The organism is Salinarimonas sp. NSM (assembly GCF_052380005.1).
GTDB lineage: Bacteria > Pseudomonadota > Alphaproteobacteria > Rhizobiales > Beijerinckiaceae > Salinarimonas.
Genome location: NZ_JBQTCJ010000071.1, coordinates 1 through 22,667 on the forward strand (window position 1 = coordinate 1; position 22,667 = coordinate 22,667).

20 protein-coding genes are annotated in these 22,667 nt (G+C 72.6%); 13 read left to right on the forward strand and 7 right to left on the reverse strand.

Going from position 1 to position 22,667, the window contains the following annotated elements; genetic code table 11:
- A partial coding sequence (flgA, locus tag ACTZWW_RS19820) for a flagellar basal body P-ring formation chaperone FlgA (RefSeq protein ID WP_444782694.1) occupies positions 1 to 386 on the forward strand: 386 nt, incomplete at its 5' end.
- Positions 386 to 1,531: a flagellar basal body P-ring protein FlgI gene (gene flgI / locus ACTZWW_RS19825; RefSeq protein WP_444782695.1), complete on the forward strand. Its 1,146-nt coding sequence runs from the start codon at positions 386 to 388 to the stop codon at positions 1,529 to 1,531. The genes flgA and flgI, both read left to right, overlap by 1 nt.
- Positions 1,532 to 1,558: 27 nt before the next feature.
- Here the strand turns inward: flgI and ACTZWW_RS19830 are convergent, their stop codons facing one another.
- On the reverse strand, positions 1,559 to 2,278 hold the full coding sequence (locus ACTZWW_RS19830) for an endonuclease/exonuclease/phosphatase family protein (protein WP_444782696.1): 720 nt from the start codon (positions 2,276 to 2,278) through the stop codon (positions 1,559 to 1,561).
- Between the two features lie 48 nt (positions 2,279 to 2,326).
- Positions 2,327 to 3,835, reverse strand: a complete 1,509-nt coding sequence (locus ACTZWW_RS19835; RefSeq protein WP_444782697.1) for a hypothetical protein — start codon at positions 3,833 to 3,835, stop codon at positions 2,327 to 2,329.
- A 206-nt stretch (positions 3,836 to 4,041) separates the two neighbouring features.
- Here ACTZWW_RS19835 and ACTZWW_RS19840 point away from each other — a divergent pair, with 206 nt between their 5' ends.
- The 3 genes from ACTZWW_RS19840 (at position 4,042) to ACTZWW_RS19850 (ending at position 7,478) form a co-directional block, all read left to right on the forward strand.
- The gene (locus ACTZWW_RS19840) at positions 4,042 to 5,316 is read left to right on the forward strand and encodes a CaiB/BaiF CoA transferase family protein (RefSeq protein ID WP_444782698.1); all 1,275 of its coding nucleotides are present in this window, start codon (positions 4,042 to 4,044) and stop codon (positions 5,314 to 5,316) included.
- A gap of 225 nt (positions 5,317 to 5,541) precedes the next feature.
- Entirely contained in the window at positions 5,542 to 6,219 is a 678-nt protein-coding gene (locus tag ACTZWW_RS19845) for a response regulator transcription factor (RefSeq protein WP_444782699.1), read from the forward strand.
- 389 nt (positions 6,220 to 6,608) lie between these two features.
- Positions 6,609 to 7,478, forward strand: a complete 870-nt coding sequence (locus ACTZWW_RS19850; RefSeq protein WP_444782700.1) for a S41 family peptidase — start codon at positions 6,609 to 6,611, stop codon at positions 7,476 to 7,478.
- 76 nt (positions 7,479 to 7,554) lie between these two features.
- On the opposite strand, the gene ACTZWW_RS19855 is transcribed toward ACTZWW_RS19850, so the two are convergent.
- The 4 genes from ACTZWW_RS19855 to ACTZWW_RS19870 form a co-directional block, all read right to left on the reverse strand.
- Entirely contained in the window at positions 7,555 to 8,808 is a 1,254-nt protein-coding gene (locus ACTZWW_RS19855; protein ID WP_444782701.1) for a sensor histidine kinase, read from the reverse strand.
- Positions 8,808 to 9,512, reverse strand: a complete 705-nt coding sequence (locus tag ACTZWW_RS19860; protein ID WP_444782702.1) for a response regulator — start codon at positions 9,510 to 9,512, stop codon at positions 8,808 to 8,810. The genes ACTZWW_RS19855 and ACTZWW_RS19860 overlap by 1 nt, the downstream gene beginning before the upstream one ends.
- 42 nt (positions 9,513 to 9,554) lie before the next feature.
- Positions 9,555 to 10,112 carry a Spy/CpxP family protein refolding chaperone gene (locus ACTZWW_RS19865; protein WP_444782703.1) on the reverse strand — a complete coding sequence of 186 codons (558 nt, stop codon included), beginning with the start codon at positions 10,110 to 10,112 and terminating at the stop codon, positions 9,555 to 9,557.
- Between the two features lie 133 nt (positions 10,113 to 10,245).
- Positions 10,246 to 11,199 carry a LysR family transcriptional regulator gene (locus ACTZWW_RS19870; RefSeq protein WP_444782704.1) on the reverse strand — a complete coding sequence of 318 codons (954 nt, stop codon included), beginning with the start codon at positions 11,197 to 11,199 and terminating at the stop codon, positions 10,246 to 10,248.
- A gap of 118 nt (positions 11,200 to 11,317) precedes the next feature.
- Here ACTZWW_RS19870 and ACTZWW_RS19875 point away from each other — a divergent pair, with 118 nt between their 5' ends.
- The 3 genes from ACTZWW_RS19875 to ACTZWW_RS19885 all read left to right on the forward strand — a co-directional run bounded on the left by ACTZWW_RS19875 (position 11,318) and on the right by ACTZWW_RS19885 (position 14,143).
- Positions 11,318 to 12,187, forward strand: a complete 870-nt coding sequence (locus tag ACTZWW_RS19875) for an NmrA family NAD(P)-binding protein (protein ID WP_444782705.1) — start codon at positions 11,318 to 11,320, stop codon at positions 12,185 to 12,187.
- A gap of 99 nt (positions 12,188 to 12,286) precedes the next feature.
- Positions 12,287 to 13,324, forward strand: coding sequence for a tryptophan--tRNA ligase (gene trpS, locus ACTZWW_RS19880; protein ID WP_444782706.1), 1,038 nt, complete (start codon positions 12,287 to 12,289; stop codon positions 13,322 to 13,324).
- 168 nt (positions 13,325 to 13,492) lie between these two features.
- Positions 13,493 to 14,143: a LysE family translocator gene (locus ACTZWW_RS19885; protein ID WP_444782707.1), complete on the forward strand. Its 651-nt coding sequence runs from the start codon at positions 13,493 to 13,495 to the stop codon at positions 14,141 to 14,143.
- 20 nt (positions 14,144 to 14,163) lie between these two features.
- Here the strand turns inward: ACTZWW_RS19885 and ACTZWW_RS19890 are convergent, their stop codons facing one another.
- Positions 14,164 to 15,285 (reverse strand): DUF2336 domain-containing protein, encoded by a 1,122-nt coding sequence (locus ACTZWW_RS19890; RefSeq protein ID WP_444782708.1) that lies wholly within the window; start codon positions 15,283 to 15,285, stop codon positions 14,164 to 14,166.
- Between the two features lie 230 nt (positions 15,286 to 15,515).
- Here ACTZWW_RS19890 and amt point away from each other — a divergent pair, with 230 nt between their 5' ends.
- The 5 genes from amt to ACTZWW_RS19915 form a co-directional block, all read left to right on the forward strand.
- Positions 15,516 to 18,692 (forward strand): ammonium transporter, encoded by a 3,177-nt coding sequence (gene amt / locus ACTZWW_RS19895; RefSeq protein ID WP_444782709.1) that lies wholly within the window; start codon positions 15,516 to 15,518, stop codon positions 18,690 to 18,692.
- 278 nt (positions 18,693 to 18,970) lie between these two features.
- Complete coding sequence (gene rimP, locus ACTZWW_RS19900; RefSeq protein ID WP_444782710.1) at positions 18,971 to 19,645, forward strand: ribosome maturation factor RimP; 675 nt, start codon at positions 18,971 to 18,973, stop codon at positions 19,643 to 19,645.
- Positions 19,646 to 19,652: 7 nt separating this feature from the next.
- Positions 19,653 to 21,359, forward strand: a complete 1,707-nt coding sequence (gene nusA / locus ACTZWW_RS19905) for a transcription termination factor NusA (protein ID WP_444782711.1) — start codon at positions 19,653 to 19,655, stop codon at positions 21,357 to 21,359.
- Between the two features lie 26 nt (positions 21,360 to 21,385).
- Entirely contained in the window at positions 21,386 to 22,117 is a 732-nt protein-coding gene (locus tag ACTZWW_RS19910; protein ID WP_444782712.1) for an RNA-binding protein, read from the forward strand.
- Positions 22,110 to 22,667 (forward strand): translation initiation factor IF-2 associated domain-containing protein (locus tag ACTZWW_RS19915; RefSeq protein ID WP_444782713.1); only part of this gene is annotated, 558 nt, incomplete at its 3' end. The genes ACTZWW_RS19910 and ACTZWW_RS19915, both read left to right, overlap by 8 nt.

The window sequence follows — 22,667 nt, forward strand, 5'->3', positions numbered from 1 at the left end:
GCGTGACGCTGCCGGTGCCGACGATCACGATCTATCCCGGCGAGACGATCAAGGAGACGGTCCTCGTCGAGCGCGCGTTCCCCGCGAGCACCGGCCAGCTCGCGGTCGTCCGCGACGCGGGCGCCCTCGTCGGCAAGGTCGCGCGCCGCACGCTCCTGCCCGGGCGGGTCGTGCCGCAGAACGCGGTGGAGGAGGCGAAGCTCGTGGTGCGCGGGGAGACGACGCAGATCGTCTTCCAGGCGGACGGGCTCGTGATCTCGACCCTCGTCACCCCGCTCGAATCCGGCGGGGCGGGGGACCGGGTGCGGGCGCGCAACCTCGATTCCGGCCTCGTCATCGTCGGCGTCGTGCAGGACGACGGCTCGCTGCGCGTGGGGAGCCCGTGATGCGCCGCGCCGCCTCGCTCCTCCTCGCGCTCGCCATGGCCGCGTCGAGCACGCTCGCGCCCGCGCTCTCCACCGCCGCCCGCGCCGACGCGTTCCCCGGCGGGGTCACGCGCATCAAGGACATCACCACCCTCAAGGGCATGCGCGAGAACCAGCTCGTCGGCTACGGGCTCGTGGTGGGCCTCGCCAACACCGGCGACACGCTGCGCAACGCGCCCTTCACCGAGCAGTCGCTGACCTCGATGCTCGACCGGATGGGCGTCAACGTCGGCGCCGACCAGCTGCGTGCGCGCAACGTCGCCGCCGTGGTGGTGACCTCCGAGCTGCCGCCCTTCATCGGCCGCGGCTCGCGCATCGACGTCACGGTCTCGGCGCTCGGCGACGCGCGCTCGCTGCTCGGCGGCACGCTGGTGATCACGCCGCTGATGGGGGCGGACGGGCAGATCTACGCGGTGGCGCAGGGTCCCGTGGCCGTCACCGGCTTCTCGGCGGCGGGCGAGGCCGAGGTCGTCACGCAGGGCGTGCCGACGGTGGGCCGCGTGCCCAACGGCGCGCTGGTCGAGCGCGAGCTGCCCGACCATTTCGGCAACATGCGCTCGCTCATCCTCGAGCTGCGGAACCCGGACTTCCGCACCGCGGTGCGCATCGCCGACGCCATCAACGTCTACACCCAGGCGCGCTTCGGCGGGCGCGGGGCCTACGAGCGGGACTACCGCTCGGTGCTCGTGGTGAACCCGCCGGACGTGAGCCCGGTCCGCTTCCTCGCCGAGCTCGGCGACCTGGTCGTGACCCCGGACACGCCCGCGCGCGTCGTCATCGACGAGCGCACGGGGACGGTCGTCATCGGCGCGGACGTGCGGATCTCGACGGTGGCCGTCACCCACGGCAACCTCACGGTGCGCGTCACCGAGCTGCCGGTGGCCTCCCAGCCCCCGCCCTTCTCCAATGGCCAGACGGTCGTCCTCCCCGACACCCGCGTCGAGGTCCAGGAAGGCGAAGGCCGGCTGGCCATCATCCAGGGCTCCTCGCTCCAGACGCTGGTGGCCGGGCTCAACCAGATCGGCCTGAGGCCCGCGGGGATCATCGCGATCCTCCAGGCGATCAAGTCGGCGGGGGCGCTGCAGGCGGACCTGGTCATCCAGTGAGGGGGCGCGTCGGCCGCGACGGCGTCGTCAGCCGAGCGAGACCAGCTCCGCCGCGAAGGGCAGGTGGTCCGAGGCCACCCGGCTCGTCGCCGTGCGCAGGGCCTGCGGATTCGCGAGCCGCGCGCCGTTCGCCCCCATGATGTGGTCGATCCGCGTCAGCGGCATCCAGGAGGGGAAGGTGGCGTGGCGCTCGGCGCTGCCCGAACGGGCGCAGTCGAGGGCCGCGGCGAGGCGCTTGTAGGCGGCCGAGCGCAGGCCGGCGTTGAGGTCGCCCATCAGCACCGCGGGGCCGGGCGTGCCGCCGAGCCAGTCCGGACCGAGCAGCGCCTGCGCCTGGGCCATGCGATCGCGGGCGCTGAGCACAGCGAGGTGCGTGCAGATCACCTGGAGCGGCCCCGATCCGGTCTCGACCTCGACCCACAGGGCGGAGCGCCGCTCCGGCAGGGCCGGGCCGAGCCGCGGCAGCCCGCCGCTCTTCACGAGGCGCATCGGCAGGTCGGAGAGGACGGCGAGCCCGAACTGCTCGCCGGCGAAGGTCGCGGTCCGCTGGAAGTGCCAGGCCATGCCGAGATTGCGCGCGAGCGTCATCAGCGCGTGCGCGCCCTCGGACCGCGCGCTCCAGCGCACCTCCTGGAGCGCCACGATCCGCGCGCCGCTGTCGCGGATCACGGCCTCGATGCGCTCGGGTTCGCGGCGACGGTCGGTGCCGGTGAAGGAATGAACGTTGTAGGTCAGGAGACGGGGCATCGCCGTCCGAGATGGGGTCGGAGGACCCGTGCGGGAAGATGCGCGGCCTCACTCGCGCAGGCGAATGCGCCCCTGCGCGAACAGCGCCCGGCAATCGCTCGCGTCCGCCATCCGGTCCTCGTCGAGGGGGACGGCGGCCATGCCCTCGCCCTCGAAGCGCGGATCGTCGCACTCGCCGTCGCTGGCGAAGCGGCTCGTGTCGGCGCCGAAGTCGATGCCCGCGAGCGCGTCCGACGCCGGCGCGGCGGAGGAGCGCGGGTTCGTGCGCGGACCGCCCGGTGCGGGGACGCTCGGCGCGTCGGCGTCGGTCGCGGCGAGGGCGATCCCGCCGTCGACGTAGAGCCGCCGGCAGTCGCTGGCGTCCCGCAGGGTGGTCTCCTCCTGGACCTCCCAGGCCATGCCTGCGCCGACGAAGCGCGGGTCGTCGCATTCCCCGTCCTTCGGCCAGGCGCCGGAATCGTCTCCGAAGGCGATCGCGTCGACCGGCGGCTGCTTCGCCGCGGGCGTGCCGTAGCGCGGGCTCGTGCTGCGGGACAGGTATCCCGCCTCGAAGAGCGCGCGGCAATCGCTCGCGTCGCGCATCATCTCCTCGTCCGTCGGCGTGCCGGCCATCCCCGGGCCGGTGAAGCGCGGGTCGTCGCATTCGTCGTCGTTGGGCCAGCGGCCGGAATCGTCGCCGAAGTCGATGCCCTCGGCGGATTGCGGCGTCGGCTCGGCGTCGTCCGCGCGCAGCGTGACGGAGCCCGCCTCGAACAGGCGCAGGCAGTCGGTGGCGTCGCGGCGACGCTCCTGCGGGCGGGGCTGGGCGGCCATGCCCTGCCCCTCGAAGCGCGGGTCGTCGCATTCGCCGTCGTTCGGCCAGCGGCCGGTGTCGTCGCCGAAGTCGATGCCGGCGCCGGAGACGGGCGTCGGGGGGACGTCGTCGTCGCGCAGGGCGATCGCGCCCTCCTCGAACAGGCGGCGGCAGTCCGTCGCGTCGCGCATCCGCTCCTCGTCGAAGGGCGCGGCGGCCATGCCCTCGCCCGTGAAGCGCGGGTCGTCGCATTCGCCGTCGTCGGGCCACCGGCCCGTGTCGTCCCCGAAATCGACGATGGCCGCATCCGCCGGGGCCGCGTCCGCCGCCGTTTCCGGCTCGGCACCGCGCAAGGTGATGGCGCCCTCCTCGAAGAGGCGGCGGCAGTCGCTCGCGTCTCGCATGCGGTCCTGCTCGAGGAGGAACGCCGCCATGCCCTCGCCTTCGAAACGCGGGTCCTCGCACTCGCCGTCGTTCGCCCAGCGGCCCGAATCGTCGCCGAAGTCGATGGTCGTCTCCGGGCCGGCGGTCGCTGCGGCGACCAGGTCGATCGTCCCCGCCTCGAACAGGCGCCGGCAGTCGCTCGCGTCGGCACCGCGGTTCTCGTCGACGGCGAGCTTGGCCATGCCCGCGCCGGTGAAGCGTGGGTCGTCGCACTCGCCGTCGTTCGCGAAGGAGCTCGAATCGTCGCCCCAGACGAAGCCCGGACCGGCGTCGCGGGCGACGGCCGTAGCGGCCGCGAGGCCGGCGACGACCCCGATCACCGCACATGTCCCGGCGAACCGCCCGGCTCTCCGCGCCCGCCTCGTCGCCCCGTCCGACCCCATCGTCATGGCATTTCCCCGGCCCGCCTCGTCGCGCCGGCGACTGTACGCCCCATGCGCGCGAGGCGGAAGGGTGGATGCGCGCTTCCCCGCCTGCGCGGCACGAGCTATGCCGGTGCGTGCCGTTCCCGCCGAGCGAGATACCCATGGTCGATGCCGCCCCCGCCGCCCCCGCCGCCCCCGTCCCCGGCTCGCCGCGCAGCCTCGCGGGCCTCACCATCCTCGACCTCACCCGCGTTCTCGCCGGCCCGAGCGCGACGCAGCTGATGGGGGACCTCGGCGCCCGCGTGATCAAGGTCGAGCGCCCGGGCAGCGGCGACGACACGCGGGCGTGGGGCCCCCCCTTCGTCCCCGACGAGACCGGCGCGCCGAGCGACCTCTCCGCCTACTTCCTCGCCGCCAACCGCAACAAGCGCTCGATCGCGATCGATCTCGCGAGCGAGGCGGGGGCGGGCCTCGTGCGCGACCTCGCGGCGCGGGCGGACGTGGTGATCGAGAACTACAAGCCCGGCGACCTAGCCCGCCGCGGGCTCGGCTACGAGGACCTGCGGGCGGTCAAGCCGGATCTCGTCTGGTGCTCGATCACCGGCTTCGGCCACGACGGGCCCTATGCCGAGCGGATCGGCTACGACTTCCTCGTCCAGGCCATGGGCGGGATCATGAGCATCACCGGCGAGCCGGACGGCGAGCCGATGAAGGTCGGGGTTGGCATCTCAGACCTGATGTGCGGCATGTACGCGGTGGTGGGCATCCTCGCCGCGCTGCGCCACCGGGACGCCACGGGCGAGGGGCAGTTCCTCGAGGTCTCGCTCTACGACACGCAGATCTCCTGGCTCGTGAACGCCGCGACCAACACGCTCGTCTCCGGCCGGGCGCCGCGGCGGCTGGGCAACCGCCACCCGAACATCGCGCCCTACCAGACCTATCGCGCCGCGGACGGGCACCTCGTGGTCGCGGTCGGCAACGACGCGCAGTTCCGCCGCTTCTGCGCCGCGCTCGGCGTGCCGGACCTGGCGCAGGACCCGCGCTTCGCGACGAACGCCGGCCGCCTCGCGCAGCTCGACGCGCTCAATGCCCTGCTCGACCCGATCATCGTGGGAGACACGGTCGCCGGCTGGGGCGCGCGGCTCGAGGCGGCGCAGGTTCCGGCCGGGCCCGTCGCGAGCGTCCCCGAGGCGCTCGCCGACCCCCACACCCGCGCGCGCGGAATGGTCATCGAGATGCCCTCGCCCGTCGTGGACGGGGAGGTCCTCTCGCTCCTCGGCAACCCGCTCAAGCTCCGCGCCACCCCCGTGTCCTACGACAGGGCACCGCCGCCTCTGGGCGCGGATCGCGACGCGGTGCTCGCCGAGGTGCTCGGGCTCGACGCGGAGGCGATCGCGACGCTGGCGCGGGCGGGTGCGTTCGGGCCGGAGACGTGAGGAGATCTCGCGGGATTTCGTTGAATTTTTGTAGTATTCGCGCTGATTAACGGTGTCTTACCAACGCACGCGAATCGTCGCTAATTTGAATTCGGATTCGTCCCACGGCGAGTAACCCCCCCTTGACGGTGACGACGATTGCCTGCGGTGTGCGCCCACTTAAGCGTTGCCGCAACAAATCTTCGGATTTATCCGTATGGTGTCCGATACAACGGGGGTACTGTCGTGTACATCATCGTCGACGAACGAGAGCTGGTCACCACGGGTTACCGATCCGGATTCGACCGGGAAGGCGTGTCCGCCGTCGGGTTCGACCCGTCCGACTTCAACGACTGGATCGCCGGCGCCGCCGAGGAGGATCTCGGCGCCGTCGAGGCGATCCTGATCGGCGATTGCAGCGCCCGCGAGACGCTGCCGCGCCTCGTCAAGAGCCGCTGCAAGGCGCCCGTGATCGCCATGAACGACACGCATTGCCTGGAGCAGACGCTCGGGCTGTTCGCCGCGGGCGTCGACGACGTCGTGCGCAAGCCCGTGCACGTCAAGGAGATCATGGCCCGGGTCGGCGCCTTCAACCGTCGGGCGCAGGCCCGCCCGGAGGAGAGCGCCGCGGCGCCGGTCGAGCACGATCTCGAGGTCTTCTTCGACGGCCGCGACCCGATCGTGCGCGGAGAGGTGCTGGCCCTGCCGCGGCGCGAGCGGCGCATCCTCGAGTACCTGTTCAAGAACAAGGGCAAGCGCGTCCAGCGCGAGCAGATCTTCTCGGCCGTCTACGGCGTCTTCAACGAGAACGTCGACGAGGCGGTGGTCGAGAGCCACATCTCCAAGCTGCGCAAGAAGCTGCGCGGGCGGCTGGGCTACGACCCGATCGATTCCAAGCGTTTCCTCGGCTACATGTTCGCCTGATCCACGCTTTCTCATCCGTGCCTGCCGGCCGTTTCGGTCGGTCCCGAAGTTGCTCCCGACGTCTTCCTTCCGATCGTTTCGCATCACGCACTGGTACCGGCCTTCGCGCCACCCCGGGGACACCGCGTCCCACCTGAGCCGACACCGCCCGCCGCGACCTCAGCGCCGCTCCCCGCCGGGGACAGGGCTTGCGTGCCTGCGCGTCGACGGGAACCGTTCCGAGCTGCGCTGGCTTCCGCCTTCGATCATGCTCATTCGAAGCGAAACTCAGCACGTCTGCGACGCTGCTTGACGCGGCTGAAACCGGTGCACGAAGCGTGCGAGCTTGACTGTGACGTGCCGCCTGCTCACTCTCCGATGCAGGGCTACGGCTTGCGCTGGTGGAACGCATGAAGGGCAGCTTCGTGAGACGAGCGGTGACGTCCATTGCGACGGCACCCACTGCGGCGGCATTCGTGCTTCTCAGCTGGCCGGCGTTGGCTCAACCTGTCGCCGATGTAAGTCGCTCTGATTCCGAGATGCTCGCGCAGGCGGTAGGTGCGGACACGGGAGTTCGTGCGACGGCAGATTCCGAAGCGCTGCGCCAGTTGAGAGAGTTGCGTTCAGCCCGCGATGCGTACATGGCGCGTCGGCGTGAGCGGGGCTCCACTCCCGCGCTCGGCGAGGTTCATTGGTCGGTGCGGAACCGTGTCGCATACTTGCATATCTCGTCGCTCGATTGGGGCACATACGAGCTGGTCCTGCCAGCGCTCGACCAGATCATCGATCGCGGCTTGGATGACGGGCTCGCGGGAATCTTGCTCGACTTGCGCGGGACAACAGGCGCGGACGCCGAGGCGGCGATCGCGCTCGCCGACGATTTCCTCGAACGCGGAGAGATCGCATCGTTCGAAGTACCCTATGCGGCGCACCGGCAGCGATTCAATGCTCGGCGCGGCGGACCGCTCGAAGATCGTCCAATGGTAGTTCTCGTGAATGCGGATACCGGGCGAGCGGCACAGCTGGTGGCTCGAGCATTTCATGATCTCGAGGCGGCGACGGTCATGGGAGAAAGCCCCCTGGCCTCCGGCCAGATCGTACTGTTCGACACCCGCATCGTGAATGCATTCACCCCAGTGGGAACGCATATCGATCGGACCTGGAAGCCGGACATCGTCGTTCCGGGGCCCCGAAGCGGCTTCGAGCCCGGCCTGCGCGAGGATCCCGCGAGCGACGACCCCCAGGTTCGAGCCGCCGTCGATCTGCTGCTCCAAAACTGACGCGATGGAATCGAAGAAGGGCGTCCGATGGCATCGATCGCTCGGCGGCGGTCGCTCCTTCGAACGCACCGCCGCCTCACCCCCTCGACCCCGCGCCCCCCACCTCCACCACGAACATCGCCCCGCCGCCCTCCGGCCGCACCGCAAGCACGTCGCCGCCGTGCCGGCGTGCGATCTGGCGCACGAGCGACAGGCCGAGCCCCCAGCCGCCCGCCGCCTCCGCGCGGCCCGCGGGGCGGTAGAAGGCCTCGAACACCCGCTCGCTCTCGCCGTCGGGCAGGCCCGGGCCGTGGTCGCGCACGCTGATCACCGCGCCGCCGCCCGCGCGGGCCGCGACGCGGGCCTCGATCGGCGGGGCACCGTGGCGCGCGGCGTTCTGGAAGAGGTTGCGCACGAGCCTGCGCAGGAGCCGCGGATCGCCCGGGATTTCCACCGCCTCGCCCTCGACGAGCGCATCGACGCGCGCGCCCTCCTCGGCCGCCAGCGCCAGCATGTCGACGGGCTCGATCCGCTCGAGGCCCGCGACGTGCTCGAGCCGGCTCGCCATCAGGATCTCCTCGACGAGCGCGTCGAGCTCGGAGAGGCTCGTCACGATCTCGCGCTCGAGCGCCGGGCGCGGGTCCTCGCGCCACAGGTCGATCGCCATGCGCAGGCGCGCGAGCGGCGAGCGCAGCTCGTGGCTGGCGTTGGCGAGGAGCGCCGTATGCGAGGCGACGAGGCGCTCCACCGTCTCGGCGGCCGCGTCGAAGCTGCGGGCGACCGCCGCGACCTCGTCGCCCCCGGCGAGACCCACGCGCACCGAGAGATCGCCCGCCCCCCAGGCCTCGACCCCCACGCGTAGGCGCTCCAGCCGCCGCGTGAGGTGGCCCACGACCGGATAGGCGACGAGCGCGATCAGGATCGCGATGATCGCGATGGGGACGAGCGGGTTGCGGCCGTCGTCCTCGTCTCCGCCCGCGGGATCGTCGCGCCCGAAGCGCGCCTGCACCACCCGCCCGTCGGGCAGGGTGAAGACGAGCACTCGGCGCGCGAGGTCGAGCCCCGGGTCGCCGGCGATGAGCCGCCCGTCGGGGGCGCGCAGGGCGAGGTCGGCGCCGAGCGCGTCGGACAGGCGCGCGAGCGCCGGGCCGGGATCCTCGGCGGGCAGGGTGCGCGCGAAGAACGTGCGCCCGCGCTCGGCCCAGGGCCCGCGCTCGTTGGCGGCGTTGATCCGGAACACGATCGCGCCCGCGACCGCGACGACGAGCACCGCCGCGACGACCGTGAGGTAGATCTTCCAGAACAGGGAGAGGCCGCGCGGGCGGCGCACGAATGCGGAGAGGCGCGCCATCACGCCCCCTCGTCCTGCACGCGCGCGAAGACGTAGCCCGCCCCGCGCACCGTCAGGACGCGGCGGGGGTGCTTCGGGTCGTCCTCGATCGCCGCGCGGATGCGCGAGACGTGGACGTCGATCGAGCGGTCGAAGGCCTCGAGTTCGGCGCCGCGCACGAGGTCCATCAGCTGCTCGCGCGAGAGCACGCGCCCGGCGTTCTCGGCGAGCGCGGCGAGGAGGTCGAACTGGTAGGAGGTGAGTGTGCGCTCGCCGCCGTCGACGCGCACCTGGCGGGCGCCGCGGTCGACCTCGAGCCGCCCGAAGCGCAGAGGCGGCGGGCCGGCCTGGCCGCCCCCGCCGTTACGACGGCGCAGCACCGCCTTCAAGCGCGCGAGCAGCTCGCGCGGGTTGAAGGGCTTGGGGATGTAGTCGTCCGCGCCGATCTCGAGGCCGACGATCCGGTCGGTCTCGTCGCCCTTGGCGGTGAGCATGACGACGGGGACGTCGGAGGCGGCGCGGATGCGCCGCAGCGTCTCGAAGCCGTCGAGGTCCGGCAGCATCACGTCGAGCACGACGGCCGCGGGCGGGCGCCGCGCGATCTCGGCGAGCCCCTCCCGCGCGGTCGCGGCCGCGCGGGAGGGGAAGCCGTTCTGGTCGAGATAGTCCCGCAGCATGCCCGACAGGCGCACGTCGTCGTCGACGATCAGGATCTCGTCCGGCATCGGTGCTGCGGTCCTCTTCCAGAAGTCATCCGGCTCAGTCTATCACCAACGGCCCCAGCCGCGTCGGCGCTCGCCCATCTCCTCGATCAGCTCGGCGCGCTGCTCGGGCTCCAGCACCTCGGCCGCGTCGAGGAGGGCCTCGAGGCCGCGGGCGGAGGCGGTGTCCATGGCGGCGAGGCGCTCGGCGCGCAGGGTCTCGGCGGCGGCGCGGTCGATCGTGCCGGCGCCCAGGATCTCGGCGAGGTCCTCGCGGGTGTCGCGGAAGCCGCGCATCAGCGGCGCGATCTCGGCGCGGGCCTCCTCGGCGATCGCCTTGATCCGCTCGACTTGCTCGGGGCTGGCGTCGACCCCCTCGAGCGTGCGCTCGAGGCGCCACTCCATGAACTCGGCCATGCGGCCGCGGTCCTCGCCGAAGCGGGCCTGCATCATCTCCGCGCGCGGTCCGTCGCCGGCCGCCCGGCGCAGCATCGGCGCGTCCTGCGCCACCGCGAAGCCGGCGCCGATCGCGCCGACGCCGAGCACGGCGACGGTGGCGGCGAGGAGGCCGCGGGAGAAGCGGGAGCCGGTGGGGGTCTTCGTCTCGTTCGGGGTCGTCGTCATCGTCTCGTCTCCTCGGGGGAGCAGCGCGGTCGGCTGCGATGGGGAGACGATGCGCCCGTCACGTGTCGCGTATTCGCGGGCGACGTGAAGAAAAGTGAAGCCGGGCGTGGGTGCGCGCCGCCGGGCGTCCGCATCAGGCCGAGGTCGCGCGCGCCTGCGCCAGTGCCGTCGCGCCCGGCGTGCGCGCCGCCTCCTCGGCGATGAGGTCGCGCAGCCAGCGCATGGCGGGGTCGGCGTCGTGCACCTCCGACCAGATCAGGGTCGGCGTGAAGCGCGTCTCGTCGACCGGGGGCTCGCGCACGGCGAGGTCGAGGCCCGCCGCGAAGCGGATGGCGAGCGTGCGGGGGAGGGTGACGACCCGGTCCGAGCGGGCGACGACCTCCATCGCGGCGTAGAAATGCGGCAGCCGCAGCGCGAGGCGGCGGGCGAGCCCGCGCCGCGCAAGCTGGTCGTCGAGGAAGCCGCGGCCCTCGCCGAGGACCGTGACGAGGACGTGGTCGAGCTCCGCGAAGTCCGCGGCTGTCCACGCGCCCGCCGCGGCCGGATGTTCGCGGCGCATCACCGTGACGAAGCGGTCCTCGTAGAGCGCCCGCCGCAGCAGGCCCGGCGGCAGCGGGGCCTCGGCGACGCCGAAGCTCAGGTGCGTGCGCCCGTCGCGCAGGGCATCGAGCTCGCGGGCGCGCAGCGGCGTGACGTCGAGGTCGAGCCCCGGCGCCTCGCGGGCGAGGCGCGCGATCACCTCCGGCAGGAGGATGATGGTCTGGTGGTCCGTCGCCGAGATCACGACCCGTCCGCGCCACTGCGCCGGCTCGAAGGCGTCGGGCGCGAGCAGGTCGCGCACGTCGGCGAGCGTGCGCGCGAGCGCCGGCTGGAGCGTCAGGGCGCGGGCGGTGGGCACGAGGCCGTCGGCGCCGCGCACCAGGATCGGGTCGTGGAGCAACGCCCGCAGCCGACCGAGCGCACGGCTCATCGCCGGCTGGCTGAGGTTCGCCGCCGCAGCCGCGCGCGTGACGTTGCGCTCGGCGATCAGGTGGTCGAGCAGGACGAGGAGGTTGAGGTCGATTCCGCGTAAATTCGTCTCGCGCATGATGAAGATATCGACGATGCATTGGACGCATGCAAGTGCCGTCCGTAGGGTCCCCGTCATCGGCACGCGGCGCCCCGCTCCGCGCGCCACGCCTCGAGACCCTAGCTAAGGAGACCCCATGTTCCTCGTCACCGGGCTTACCGGCAACACCGGCGCCGCCGTCGCCGAGACCCTGCTCGCCGCCGGCGCCCCCGTCCGCGCGCTGGTGCGCGACCTCGACCGGGCCGCGCCCTGGGCCGCCCGCGGCGTCGCCCTCGTGCGCGGCGACGCGACCTCGGCGGACGACCTCGCCGCCGCCATGGAGGGCGTCACGGGCGCCTACGTGCTCGCGCCGCCGGCCTACGCGGCTGAGGACTTCGTCGGCGCCGTCGCCTCGGTCGGCCGTGCCACCCGCGCGGCGATCGAGCGGGCCCATCCCGCGCGGCTCTTGTTCCTGTCCTCGGAGGGGGCGCAGGTGCCGGAGGATACCGGCGTGATCCGCAGCCTGCACGCGGTCGAGACGATCCTCGCGGGCGCGCCGACGCGGCTCACGTTCCTGCGCGCGGCGTACTTCCAGGAGAACTGGCTCCAGGTCCTCCCGCTCGCGGTGGCGGAGGGCGTCCTCCCCTCGATGCTCGACCTCGACCGCCCCCAGCGCATGGTCGCGACCTCCGACATCGGCCGCGTGGCCGCCGAGACGCTGCTGGCCGAGGCCGCGCCCGGGGTGATCGAGCTCGCCGGGCCGCAGGACTACACCCCCATCGAGGTCGCGGCCGCCGCGGCGCGCGTCCTCGGGCGCGCCGTCACGCCGGTGGCGCCCCCGCGCGAGGCCTGGGAGGGCATCTTCCGGCAGGCCGGCCTGCGCCCGCAGGCGTCCGCGCTGATGGCGCAGATGTACGACGGAATCGGCTCCGGCGTGGTGACGATGTCGGGCGACGTGCCGCTCACGCGCGGGCGGGTCGGCATCGAGGAGACGCTTGCCGGGGCGGCGAGGCGGCTCGCGGCCTGACGGCGGGCCGCAGCCGTCCCCCTTGCCTCACCGTCCCCCAGCCGCTACAGCCCCGCGCGAGACGCGCACCCCGCGCGGGGCCGGCCCGAGGGCGAGACGATGACGCAGTTCAAGGACAGGGTGTTCTCCGGCATGCAGCCGACGCACACCCTCCATCTCGGCAACTATCTCGGCGCGATGGTCAACTGGGTGCGCATGCAGGATACTCACGACTGCATCTATTGCGTCGTGGATCTCCACGCCATCACCATGCCGCAGGAACCCAAGGCGCTCGAGGCGAACATCCGCGAGGTCGCGGCCGCCTACATCGCCTGCGGCATCGACCCGGCGCGCTCGATCCTGTTCAACCAGTCCCGCGTCCACCAGCACGCCGAGCTCGCCTGGGTGTTCAACTGCGTCGCGCGGATGGGCTGGCTCAACCGGATGACGCAGTTCAAGGAGAAGGCCGGCAAGGACCGCGAGAACGCGGCGGTGGGCCTGTTCGCCTATCCCACCCTGATGGCCGCCGACATCCTGCTCTACAAGGGCACCCACGTGCCGGTGGGCGAGGACCAGAAGCAGCATCTCGAGCTCACCCGCGACATCGCGCAGAAGTTCAACAACGATTTCGCCGGCTCGATCGCGGAGCACGGCTTCGGCGAGACGTTCTTCCCGCTGCCCGAGCCGATGATCCAGGGCCCGGCGACCCGCGTCATGAGCCTGCGCGACGGCACGAAGAAGATGTCGAAGTCCGATCCGTCGGACTACTCGCGCATCAACCTCACCGACGACGCCGACGCCATCGCGCAGAAGGTGCGCAAGGCCAAGACCGATCCCGAGCCGCTGCCGAGCGAGGCCGCGGGCCTCGCCGGGCGACCGGAGGCGGACAACCTGGTCGGCATCTACGCCGCGCTCCGGGACGTGCCGCGCGAGGCGGTGCTCGCGGAGTTCGGCGGCGCCAACTTCTCGACCTTCAAGTCGGCCCTCGTCGACGTCGCCGTGGATCGCCTGGCGCCGATCACCGCGGAGATGCGCCGGCTGTCCGCCGATCCGGGCCACATCGACGCGCTGCTCGCCGAGGGCGCGCGCAAGGCCTCCGAGATCGCCGCCGAGACCATGGACGCGGTGCGCCGCATCGTCGGCTTCGGGCCGCGCTGACGCGCCCGTCGTCCCGCCGACCGGATCGGCCCGTGGGCGAGGGACGGGGCGGCGAGGCATGCCGCTTGGGAATTGCTGCCCTGCGCGGCGCGCCGCTGGCGTGGCGTGCGCGCCGGGCGCATCGTCCCGCGGCGTCGTCCGACGCCTCCCATCCGACCCGCGTCGACCATGTCGTCCAGCCTCACCTTCCTGCCCGACCTCCACACGCTGCTCCTGTTCTCCGGCGCCTGCCTCGTGCTCTTCGTCACGCCGGGGCCGGACATGAGCCTGTTCCTCTCGAAGACGGTGCAGGGCGGGCGCGCCAGCGGCATGGCGGCGATGCTCGGCGCCTTCACCGGCGCGCTCGTGCACACGCTGCTCGCCGCGCTCGGCCTCTCGGCGCTGCTCGCCGCCTCGCCCGCGGCCTTCGGCGCGGTGAAGATCGTCGGTGGCCTCTACCTGCTCTGGATGGCCTGGGACGCCCTGCGCAACGGCTCGGCGCTCAGCCTGCGGCCGGGCGGGCCCGCGCCGGCGTCGCTGCGCGCGACCTGGCTGCTCGGCGTGGGGATCAACCTGTCGAACCCGAAGGTGATCCTTTTCTTCGTCGGCTTCCTCCCCCAGTTCGTCGCCGCCGGCGATCCGCACGCGGCCGAGAAGCTCGTCTTCCTGGGGCTGTGGTTCGTCGCGCTCTCGGCTCCGCTGGCGGCGCTCGCGATCCTGGCGGCGGACGAGGTGGTCGCGCTCGCGAAGACACGCCCGCGGGTGCTGCGCGGCGTCGACATAGTCTTCGCGGGCGTGTTCGGGCTCTTCGCCCTGCAGATCCTCGCCGGCGTGCGCTGAGCGCGCCGGTGTCCGCGGCGTCAGAGCGCCTCGGCCTCGAGCGTGCGCTCGCGCATCGCCGTGAAGCGCACGATACGTTGCGCCGTCGAGACCGAGAGCTGCTGGAAGGCGGCGAAGGCCGAGCGGTGGACCTCCTCGGTGAGGTCGCGCCCCGCCTTGGCGACGAGGAAGGTCTTGAACGTCGACCAGCCGAAGCGCAGCGAGCGCAGGATGAAGAGCAGCGGGTCGTAGTGATTCGAGTGGAAGGCGCGCGCCACCACCGTCGTCGGCACGTGCGCGAGGTGGGCGATGGCCGCGAGCGCTTCCTCGATGCGCCCGTCGCGGGCCCAGCCGGCGATGGTCTCCTCGTCGAGCGCGCCGGAGCCGGCGCATTCCGTGACGATCCGCGCCGCGTCGGCGAAGTCGTCGACGAGCGCCTTGTAGCTCGAGGTGCGCGCCACGTCCTCGGCGGCGCCGTCCACCGCGTCGTCGAAGGCGGCGGCGTCGATGGAGAGCCCGTCGAGGCCCCCCAACGCCGCGCGCATCGACACGCGCGCCTTCTCGCGGGCGATGGCGACGAGCTGCTGGAGCTGCTCGTTGCCGAGGCTCGCCCGCGCCTGGAGCTGGCTCTGCAGGCCCTCGTCGCCGCGGGCCTTCTCGACGAGGCACGACAGCGAGCGGTCGGAGAGCGCCGCCCCCTCGTTGCCGGCCACCGCGCAGACCACGCGCGCGTCGCCGCGGTCGACCAGGATCTCGGTGATGCGCTCGGACAGGCGCACGCGGCGCGTGAGCGCGAGGAGATGCTCCTGGCTCTTGCTGGCCGCGACCTCGGCGAGATCGTCCTCGCCGAGCCGCGCGGCGCGCTCGAGCACGGGGCGGGCCACCGCGATCTCGTCGTCGAAGGCGAGGTCGCGCAGCACGCCCTCGGGGGCGTTGACGAGATCGGCCAGCCGCTCGGAGAGCTCGACGCGCACGCGGAACTCGATGCCCCGCGCGAGCCGCAGGATCACCTCGTCGAAGACGGCGACGTGCAGGTCGGCGAGGTGCGGCGCCTGCTCGATGAAGAGATCCGTCATGCGTCGCAGCGTCTCGACGCGCCGGTTCGGGTCACCGTTGGCGACGGCGTCCTCCACGTCCGACACGAGCGAGGTGAGCATGTCCATCGAGCAGGGATCCCGGGCGCCGGCCGTCCGGATGGCCGTAACGCGCGGACCTTAATGGCCTTTCGTAAGCGATGTGTTGAGGGCGAGGGCGCAATGCCGCAGGCGCGTGCGGTTTCGCACGGGGCATTCCGTTCGGGAAGTGCGGCGCGCACCCCAAGCATCGGAAGACAAACCCAGCGTTAAGGTGCGTCGGGCGACATTGTCGAGCGCGCCGAAAACGGAATTCCGCCATGCAGCGTCCAGTCGTTCGATCTGCTCATCTCGGCATCATTTTGCCCGTTATTTGGGCGACGCCGGCCGCGGCCGCACCCGTCGACCTCGCCGGGCGGCTCGACGCGACCTGGGTGCTGACCGCGGCGGCGCTGGTCTTCCTGATGCAGATCGGCTTCATGCTGCTCGAGGCCGGCGCGGTGCGCACCAAGAACGCCGTCAACGTCGCGCAGAAGAACCTGCTCGATTTCGTCTTCGCCACCCTCGCCTTCGCCGGGATCGGCTTCGCGCTGGCCTTCGGCGCCTCGGCGAGCCTCGCGCCGGTGGGGGCCGAGCCGCGCTTCGTGCTGCTGGCGGACCTGCGCCCGGAGGAGGTGGGCTTCTTCGTCTTCCAGGTGATGTTCTGCGGCACGGCGGCGACGATCGTCGCCGGCGCGGTGGCCGAGCGCATGCGGCTGTCCGCCTACGTCGCCTGCGCGCTGGTGACGGCCGCGCTGATCTACCCGGTCTTCGTGCACTGGGCCTGGGGGAGCGCGCTCGCGCCCGCGTCCGGCGCCTGGCTCGCCGATCTCGGCTTCGTCGACTTCGCCGGCGCGACGGTGGTGCACGCGACGGGCGCCTGGATCGCCCTCGCCGCCTGCCTCGCGCTCGGCCCGCGGGCGGGGCGCTTCGACGCCGCCGGGCGGCCGGTGCGGATCGCGGGGCACAGCCCGGTCCTGTCGGCGGCCGGCGCGCTCGTGCTGTTCGTGGGCTGGATCGGCTTCAACGGCGGCTCGACCCTCGAGGCCTCGCCGGCGGTGATGGGAATCGTGCTCAACACGGTGCTCGCCGGCGCGGCCGGCGGCGCGGGCGGCTACGTCGCCGGCTGGACGCGCGACGGGCGCCTGCCGCCGGAGCGGCCGATCAACGGTGTCGTCGGCGGCCTCGTCGCCGTCACCGCCGGCTGCCATCTGCTCACCCCCGGCGCGGCGATGCTCGTGGGCTTCCTCGGCGGGATCGTCGCCAACGAGGCGAACCGGCTCCTGGAGACGCGGCTTCGGGTCGACGACGTCGTGGGCGCGGTCGGGGTACACGGCGCCGCCGGCGTCTTCGGCACGCTGGCGCTCGCGCTCCTCGCGCCGGCCGCGGCGCTGCCGGCGGGCGACGCCTGGACGCAGCTCGGCATCCAGGCGATCGGCGTCGGCGTGAACGCGGCCTGGGCTTTCGGCATCGCCTTCCTCGTCCTCGGCGCGCTCGGGCGCGTCGTGCCGCTGCGCGTCGACGCCGCCGACGAGGCGGCGGGCCTGAACCTCGCCGAGCACGCGACGCGGCTCGGCACCGGTCACGTCGAGGACGCCATGCAGTCCCTCGTGCGCGGCGACATCGACCTCGCGGCGCGCCTGCCCGTCGTCGACGGCGACGACGCCCAGAGTCTCACCGAGCTGTTCAACCGCCTGATGGACACGCTCCAGACGGCGGAGGCGCGGCGCGGCGACGAGACCGAGCGGCGGCGGGCGCGGGAGGAGGCGGCGCGGCTCACGGCACTCGCGGACGCGACCTTCGAGGGCATCGTCATCGTCCGCGACGGCGTCGTCGCCGACGCCAACGGCTCGGCGCACGCGCTCTTCGGCCGGCCGGCCCAGACGCTGCGGGGCACGCCGCTGCGCGAGCTGGTCGCGGGCGCGGACTGGCCGGAACTGCGCCTCGCGCTCGAGACGCCCGAGGGTCCGCCCTGCGAGCTGCGGGTGCGCGGCGCGGGCGGTGCCTTCGTGCCCGTCGAGATCCGCCGCCGCGCCATCATGGTCAACGGGGCGCAGGCGCAGGTCCTCGCCATCGCCGACCTGCGCGAGCGGCGCGAGGCGGAGGCCCGCATCTACCACCTCGCGCTCCACGACCCCCTCACCGACCTGCCCAACCGCACGCTCTTCAACCGCGAGCTGGCGAAGCGCGTCGCCCATGGGGTGGAGGCGACGACGGGCGCGGCGCTGCTCCTCGTCGACCTCGACCGCTTCAAGGACATCAACGACCTGTGGGGCCACCCCGCGGGCGACGCCGTCATCGTCGCGGTGGCGAGCCGGCTGCGGGCGCTGTGCCGGGAGGGCGACTGCGCCGCGCGGCTCGGCGGCGACGAGTTCGCCGTCGTGCAGGCGGGCGTCGTGCTCGCCGCGCAGGCGACGGACCTCGCCCATCGCATCCTGCGCGAGATCGCCAAGCCCGTGCTGCTGCCGAGCGGCCAGGAGATCCGCCCCTGCGCCTCCATCGGCATCGCGCTGTTCCCCGACCACGGCGCGGACGCGACGAGCCTGTTCCAGCAGGCGGACACCGCGCTCTACGTCGCCAAGAACGCCGGTCGCAACGGCTGGAAGGCGTACGAGCCCGGCATGGGCGAGGCCCAGCGCCGGCGCCAGCGGATCGAGGCGGCGCTCTCCGGCGCCCTCGACCGTGGCGAGCTCGCGCTCCACTGGCAGCCGCGGCTCTCCCTCGCGGAGGGCGTCATCGTCTCCTACGAGGCGCTGCTGCGCTGGACGCACGGCGAGGACGGCGCGATCGCGCCCGCCGACTTCATCCCCGTCGCCGAGGACACGGGGCTGATCGTCCCGATCGGCGCCTTCGTCCTGCGCGAGGCCTGCCGCGCCGGCGCGGACGCCTTCCCCGACGCGTCGATCAGCGTCAACGTGAGCCCGCGCCAGTTCCGCGACCCGGACTTCCTCGACACCGTGCTCGGCGCGCTCGAGGACGCCGGCCTGCCGCCGGAGCGGCTCGAGCTCGAGATCACGGAGAGCGTCCTCGTCGACGACGACAAGCGGGCGATCGCCATCCTCCAGACGCTGGAGCGCGCGGGCGTGCGCATCGCCCTCGACGATTTCGGCACGGGCTATTCGTCGCTGTCCTACCTGACGCGCTTTCCCTTCGACACGATCAAGATCGACCGCTCCTTCGTCCACGGCATGGGCGCGGACGAGAGCGCCTGGCACATCGTGCAATCGGTGCTGCGGCTCTCGGAAGGCCTGGGCGTGCGCGTCGTCGCCGAGGGCGTGGAGACGCGAGACCAGCTCCTGCGCCTGATGGAACGCGGCTGCGACGAGGTCCAGGGCTTCCTCGTCGCCCGCCCCGCGCCCCTGGAGGAGGTGGTGCGGGTGGCGCCGGAGGCGGTGCGGCGGCTCCTGGCGGAGCGGGGGCGCGAAGCGGCCGGATCGACGCTGCGGGTGGCGGGGTGAACGCCGAGGTGAGCGCAGGGGTCAGCGCATCGTCCGGATCGATCCCGACCGCGGGCGCACTTGAATCCGCCGCCGCAGGCGCGTATATGCCTCCCTGTCAGCTCTGGTAGCGGCGTGAGAGCGTCGCCTCGCGGGAGTGGACCCTGACCGGGTCCGCTCCTTTCTCATATTGGACGCGGGTTCGCCGGGGCCGCTGCGGCACGTGCCGTGGACGAGAGCCATTACGAGCGATGCCCGCGACGACGGGCGCGCTCCCGACGACGAGGAAACGTGCCGCCGTGGCGGATCGCATGCACGACCGACTTCAGGACCGGCTGGAAGAGCGCCTGATCGCCGAGACCGGCCTCGCCGCCCGCGTGGCGGCGATCGTCGAGCCCGTGATCGAGGATCTCGGCTACCGGCTGGTGCGCGTGAAGATCTCGAGCCAGAACGGCTGCACGGTCCAGGTCATGGCCGAGCGGCCCGACGGCACGATGGGCGTGGACGATTGCGAGACGGTGAGCCGGGCGATCTCGCCGGCGCTCGACGTCGACGATCCCGTTACAACGGCCTACAATCTCGAGGTCTCCTCGCCGGGCATCGACCGGCCGCTGGTGCGGCCGGCGGACTTCATCCGCTGGACCGGCCACGAGGCGAAGGTCGAGATGGCCCGGCCGGTGGGGGCGCGCAAGCGCTTCCGCGGGCTCGTGCAGGGCATCGAGGACGAGCACGCGCTGATCCTCCTTCCGGACGTTCCCGACGGCGTCGACCCGCTTGCGCGGCTGCCGCTCGACGACATCGGCGAGGCGCGGCTCATGCTGACCGACGACCTCGTCCGCGAATCGCTCAGGCGCGGAACGGCGCCCTCGGCCGAGGGCGCGGACGAGACCATCGAGAGCGCCGAGGAGGGCGAGGAGCCCGACGCCCCGGACGCGACCGAGGACAACGACAACCATCCCTCCCCGAAGGAGTGACAGGACCATGGCCGTCAGCGCCAACAGGCTCGAGCTCTTGCAGATCGCCGACGCGGTCGCCCGCGAGAAGGTGATCGATCGCCAGATCGTGCTCGCCGCGATGGAGGACGCCATCCAGAAGGCGGCCCGTTCCCGCTACGGCAGCGAGACCGAGGTGCGCGCCGAGATCAACCCGAAGACCGGCGAGATCGCGCTCTCTCGGCTCCTGCAGGTGGTCGAGCAGGTGGAGAACGACGCCACCGAGATCACGCTCCACGAGGCCCGCCGCAAGAACCCCGCCGCGATGGTCGGCGACTTCATCGCGGAAGGCCTGCCGCCCTTCGACTTCGGCCGCATCGCCGCCCAGTCGGCCAAGCAGGTGATCGTGCAGAAGGTGCGCGACGCCGAGCGCGACCGCCAGTACGACGAGTTCAAGGACCGGGTCGGCGAGATCGTCAACGGCCTCGTCAAGCGCGTGGAGTACGGCAACGTCATCGTCGACCTCGGTCGCGCCGAAGCGATCATCCGCCGCGACGAGCTGATCCCGCGCGAGACCTTCCGCCCCGGCGACCGGGTGCGCGCCTACCTCTACGACGTCCGCCGCGAGACCCGCGGGCCGCAGATCTTCCTGTCGCGCACGCATCCGCAGTTCATGGCCAAGCTCTTCGGCCAGGAAGTGCCGGAGATCTACGACGGCATCGTCGAGGTCCGCGCGGTGGCCCGCGATCCGGGCTCGCGCGCCAAGATCGCGGTGATCTCGCGCGATTCGTCGATCGACCCCGTCGGCGCCTGCGTCGGCATGCGCGGCTCGCGCGTGCAGGCGGTCGTCGGCGAGCTGCAGGGCGAGAAGATCGACATCATTCCCTGGAGCCAGGACGAGGCGACCTTCATCGTCAACGCGCTCCAGCCCGCCGAGGTGGTCAAGGTCGTGCTCGACGAGGACGCCGAGCGCATCGAGGTCGTCGTCCCCGACGAGCAGCTCTCGCTCGCCATCGGCCGGCGCGGCCAGAACGTGCGCCTCGCCTCCCAGCTCACCGGCTGGGACATCGACATCCTCACCGAGGCCGAGGAGAGCGAGCGGCGCCAGAAGGAGTTCGTGGAGCGCACGAACCTGTTCATGGAGGCGCTCGACGTCGACGAGGTCGTGGGCCAGCTCCTCGCCTCCGAGGGCTTCCGCACCATCGAGGAGATCGCCTACGTCGACCTCGGCGAGATCGCCTCGATCGAGGGCTTCGACGAGGAGACCGCACAGGAGATCCAGATGCGCGCCAACGAGCATCTGGAGAAGATCGAGGCCGAGAACGAGGCCAAGCGCATCGAGCTGGGCGTCGACGACGAGGTGCGCGAGGTGGTGGGCGTCACCAGCGGCATGCTGGTCGCGCTGGGCCAGAACGACGTCAAGTCGATCGAGGATCTCGCGGGCTGCGCAACCGACGATCTCGTCGGCTACACCGAGGGCCGCGGCGCCGAGGCCAAGCGCCATCCGGGCTTCCTCGACGGCTTCGAGCTGTCGCGGGCCGACGCCGAGGCGATGATCATGGACGCGCGCGTGCGTGCGGGCTGGATCGAGCCGCCGGCGGAAGAAGAGGTTCCGGAGGAGGCGTACGCCGAGGAGGAGTACGCCGAGGGCGACGCCACCGAGGGTGACCACGACGAGGGCGTCGAGGCCGAGGGCGGCGCCGACGCGGGCGAGGCTCCCGCCGGCGAGGGCGACGCCGAGACGCATCCGAGCTGAGGCGAGCGAGAGAGGACGACGCGGGCGTGACGCGAAGCGAGGGTGAGAGCCGGCGGGAGACCGCGGGCGCCGGACGGGCGAGCCGTCACGTGCCGCAGCGCACCTGCGTCGCCACCCGCGAGGTCCGCTCGCCCGACGAGCTGATCCGGTTCGTCGCCGCGCCAGACGGCGTGGTGCTTCCGGACCTGAAAGGAAAGCTGCCCGGCCGGGGCGTGTGGGTCTCGGCCAGGCGAGAGGCGGTGGAGAGCGCGGTGAAGCGCCGGCTCTTCGCGCGGGGGCTCAAGGCCGCCGTCACCGTCCCGGAGGACCTCGCCGCGACGCTCGACGCAGCGCTCGTGGAGAACCTCCGCCAGGGGCTCGCCCTCGCCAACAAGGCGGGGCGGGTCGTGACGGGCTTCGACACGGTGGTGAAGACCGTCGGCTCGAAGACCATCGCCTGCCTCGTCCACGCCTCGGAGGCGGCGGACGACGGCAAGAGGAAGATCGCTCAGGCGCTGCGACGGCGCCTGGGTGAGACCGCGGAGCGGATTCCGGTCGTGACGGAGCTGTCCGTCGACGATTTGGATTTGGCTTTGGGACGGTCTCATGTGATACATGCAGCCCTCGTCGCGGGCGCCGGAAGTCGCATCTTCCTGGAGCGCTGGCGGCGGCTATGCGTCTATCGCGGAACCATCGCCATGAACGCCGCGCCCCTCGACCCCGAGGGCGCCGGCCTCGACGACGAGACGAACCCGCAGGATCGTGAGCGGAATGAGTGATACCAAGACCCCGGGCGACAAGACGCTGCAAGCGCCGCAGAAGACCCTGAGCATCAAGCCTCGCATCGAGCAGGGCACGGTGCGTCAGAGCTTCTCGCACGGGCGCACCAAGCAGGTCGTCGTCGAGCGCAAGCGCGGCACCCGTCCGCCAGCGGAGGCGAAGGAGGCGGCACCGGCCGCCAAGCCCGCCGCGCCGCAGGCGCCGTCGGCGAAGCCCGCACGCCCGGGCACCCCGACGCGTCCCGGCGCGCAGGTGCTGCGCTCGCTCTCGGAGAGCGAGCGGGACGCCCGCGCCGCCGCCCTGCTCGACGCCCGTCGGCGCGAGGAGGAGGAGCGTCGCCGCCAGGAGGACGCCCGCCGCCGCGAGGCCGAGGATCGCGCCCGCGCCGAGGCCGAGGCCAAGGCCCGCGAGGCGGAGGAGCGCGCCCGCCGCGAGGCGGAGGAGCGTGCCCGACAGGAGTCCTCCCGGCAGGCGGCGGAGACGCAGGCCCGTGCCGCAGAGGCCGCTCCGGCTCCGTCCGAATCACCCGCCGCTCCGGACGCTCCGGCC

Bases quoted from the DNA above. Each gene is read 5' to 3' on its own strand.
- nusA (WP_444782711.1), top strand. From the start codon at position 19,653: ATGGCCGTCAGCGCCAACAGGCTCGAGCTCTTGCAGATCGCCGACGCG.
- flgI (WP_444782695.1), top strand. From the start codon at position 386: ATGCGCCGCGCCGCCTCGCTCCTCCTCGCGCTCGCCATGGCCGCGTCG.
- ACTZWW_RS19885 (WP_444782707.1), top strand. From the start codon at position 13,493: ATGTCGTCCAGCCTCACCTTCCTGCCCGACCTCCACACGCTGCTCCTG.
- ACTZWW_RS19855 (WP_444782701.1), bottom strand. From the start codon at position 8,808: ATGGCGCGCCTCTCCGCATTCGTGCGCCGCCCGCGCGGCCTCTCCCTG.
- ACTZWW_RS19850 (WP_444782700.1), top strand. From the start codon at position 6,609: ATGAAGGGCAGCTTCGTGAGACGAGCGGTGACGTCCATTGCGACGGCA.
- ACTZWW_RS19875 (WP_444782705.1), top strand. From the start codon at position 11,318: ATGTTCCTCGTCACCGGGCTTACCGGCAACACCGGCGCCGCCGTCGCC.
- ACTZWW_RS19860 (WP_444782702.1), bottom strand. From the start codon at position 9,512: ATGCCGGACGAGATCCTGATCGTCGACGACGACGTGCGCCTGTCGGGC.
- ACTZWW_RS19870 (WP_444782704.1), bottom strand. From the start codon at position 11,199: ATGCGCGAGACGAATTTACGCGGAATCGACCTCAACCTCCTCGTCCTG.
- ACTZWW_RS19830 (WP_444782696.1), bottom strand. From the start codon at position 2,278: ATGCCCCGTCTCCTGACCTACAACGTTCATTCCTTCACCGGCACCGAC.
- ACTZWW_RS19840 (WP_444782698.1), top strand. From the start codon at position 4,042: ATGGTCGATGCCGCCCCCGCCGCCCCCGCCGCCCCCGTCCCCGGCTCG.
- ACTZWW_RS19865 (WP_444782703.1), bottom strand. From the start codon at position 10,112: ATGACGACGACCCCGAACGAGACGAAGACCCCCACCGGCTCCCGCTTC.
- amt (WP_444782709.1), top strand. From the start codon at position 15,516: ATGCAGCGTCCAGTCGTTCGATCTGCTCATCTCGGCATCATTTTGCCC.
- ACTZWW_RS19890 (WP_444782708.1), bottom strand. From the start codon at position 15,285: ATGGACATGCTCACCTCGCTCGTGTCGGACGTGGAGGACGCCGTCGCC.
- trpS (WP_444782706.1), top strand. From the start codon at position 12,287: ATGACGCAGTTCAAGGACAGGGTGTTCTCCGGCATGCAGCCGACGCAC.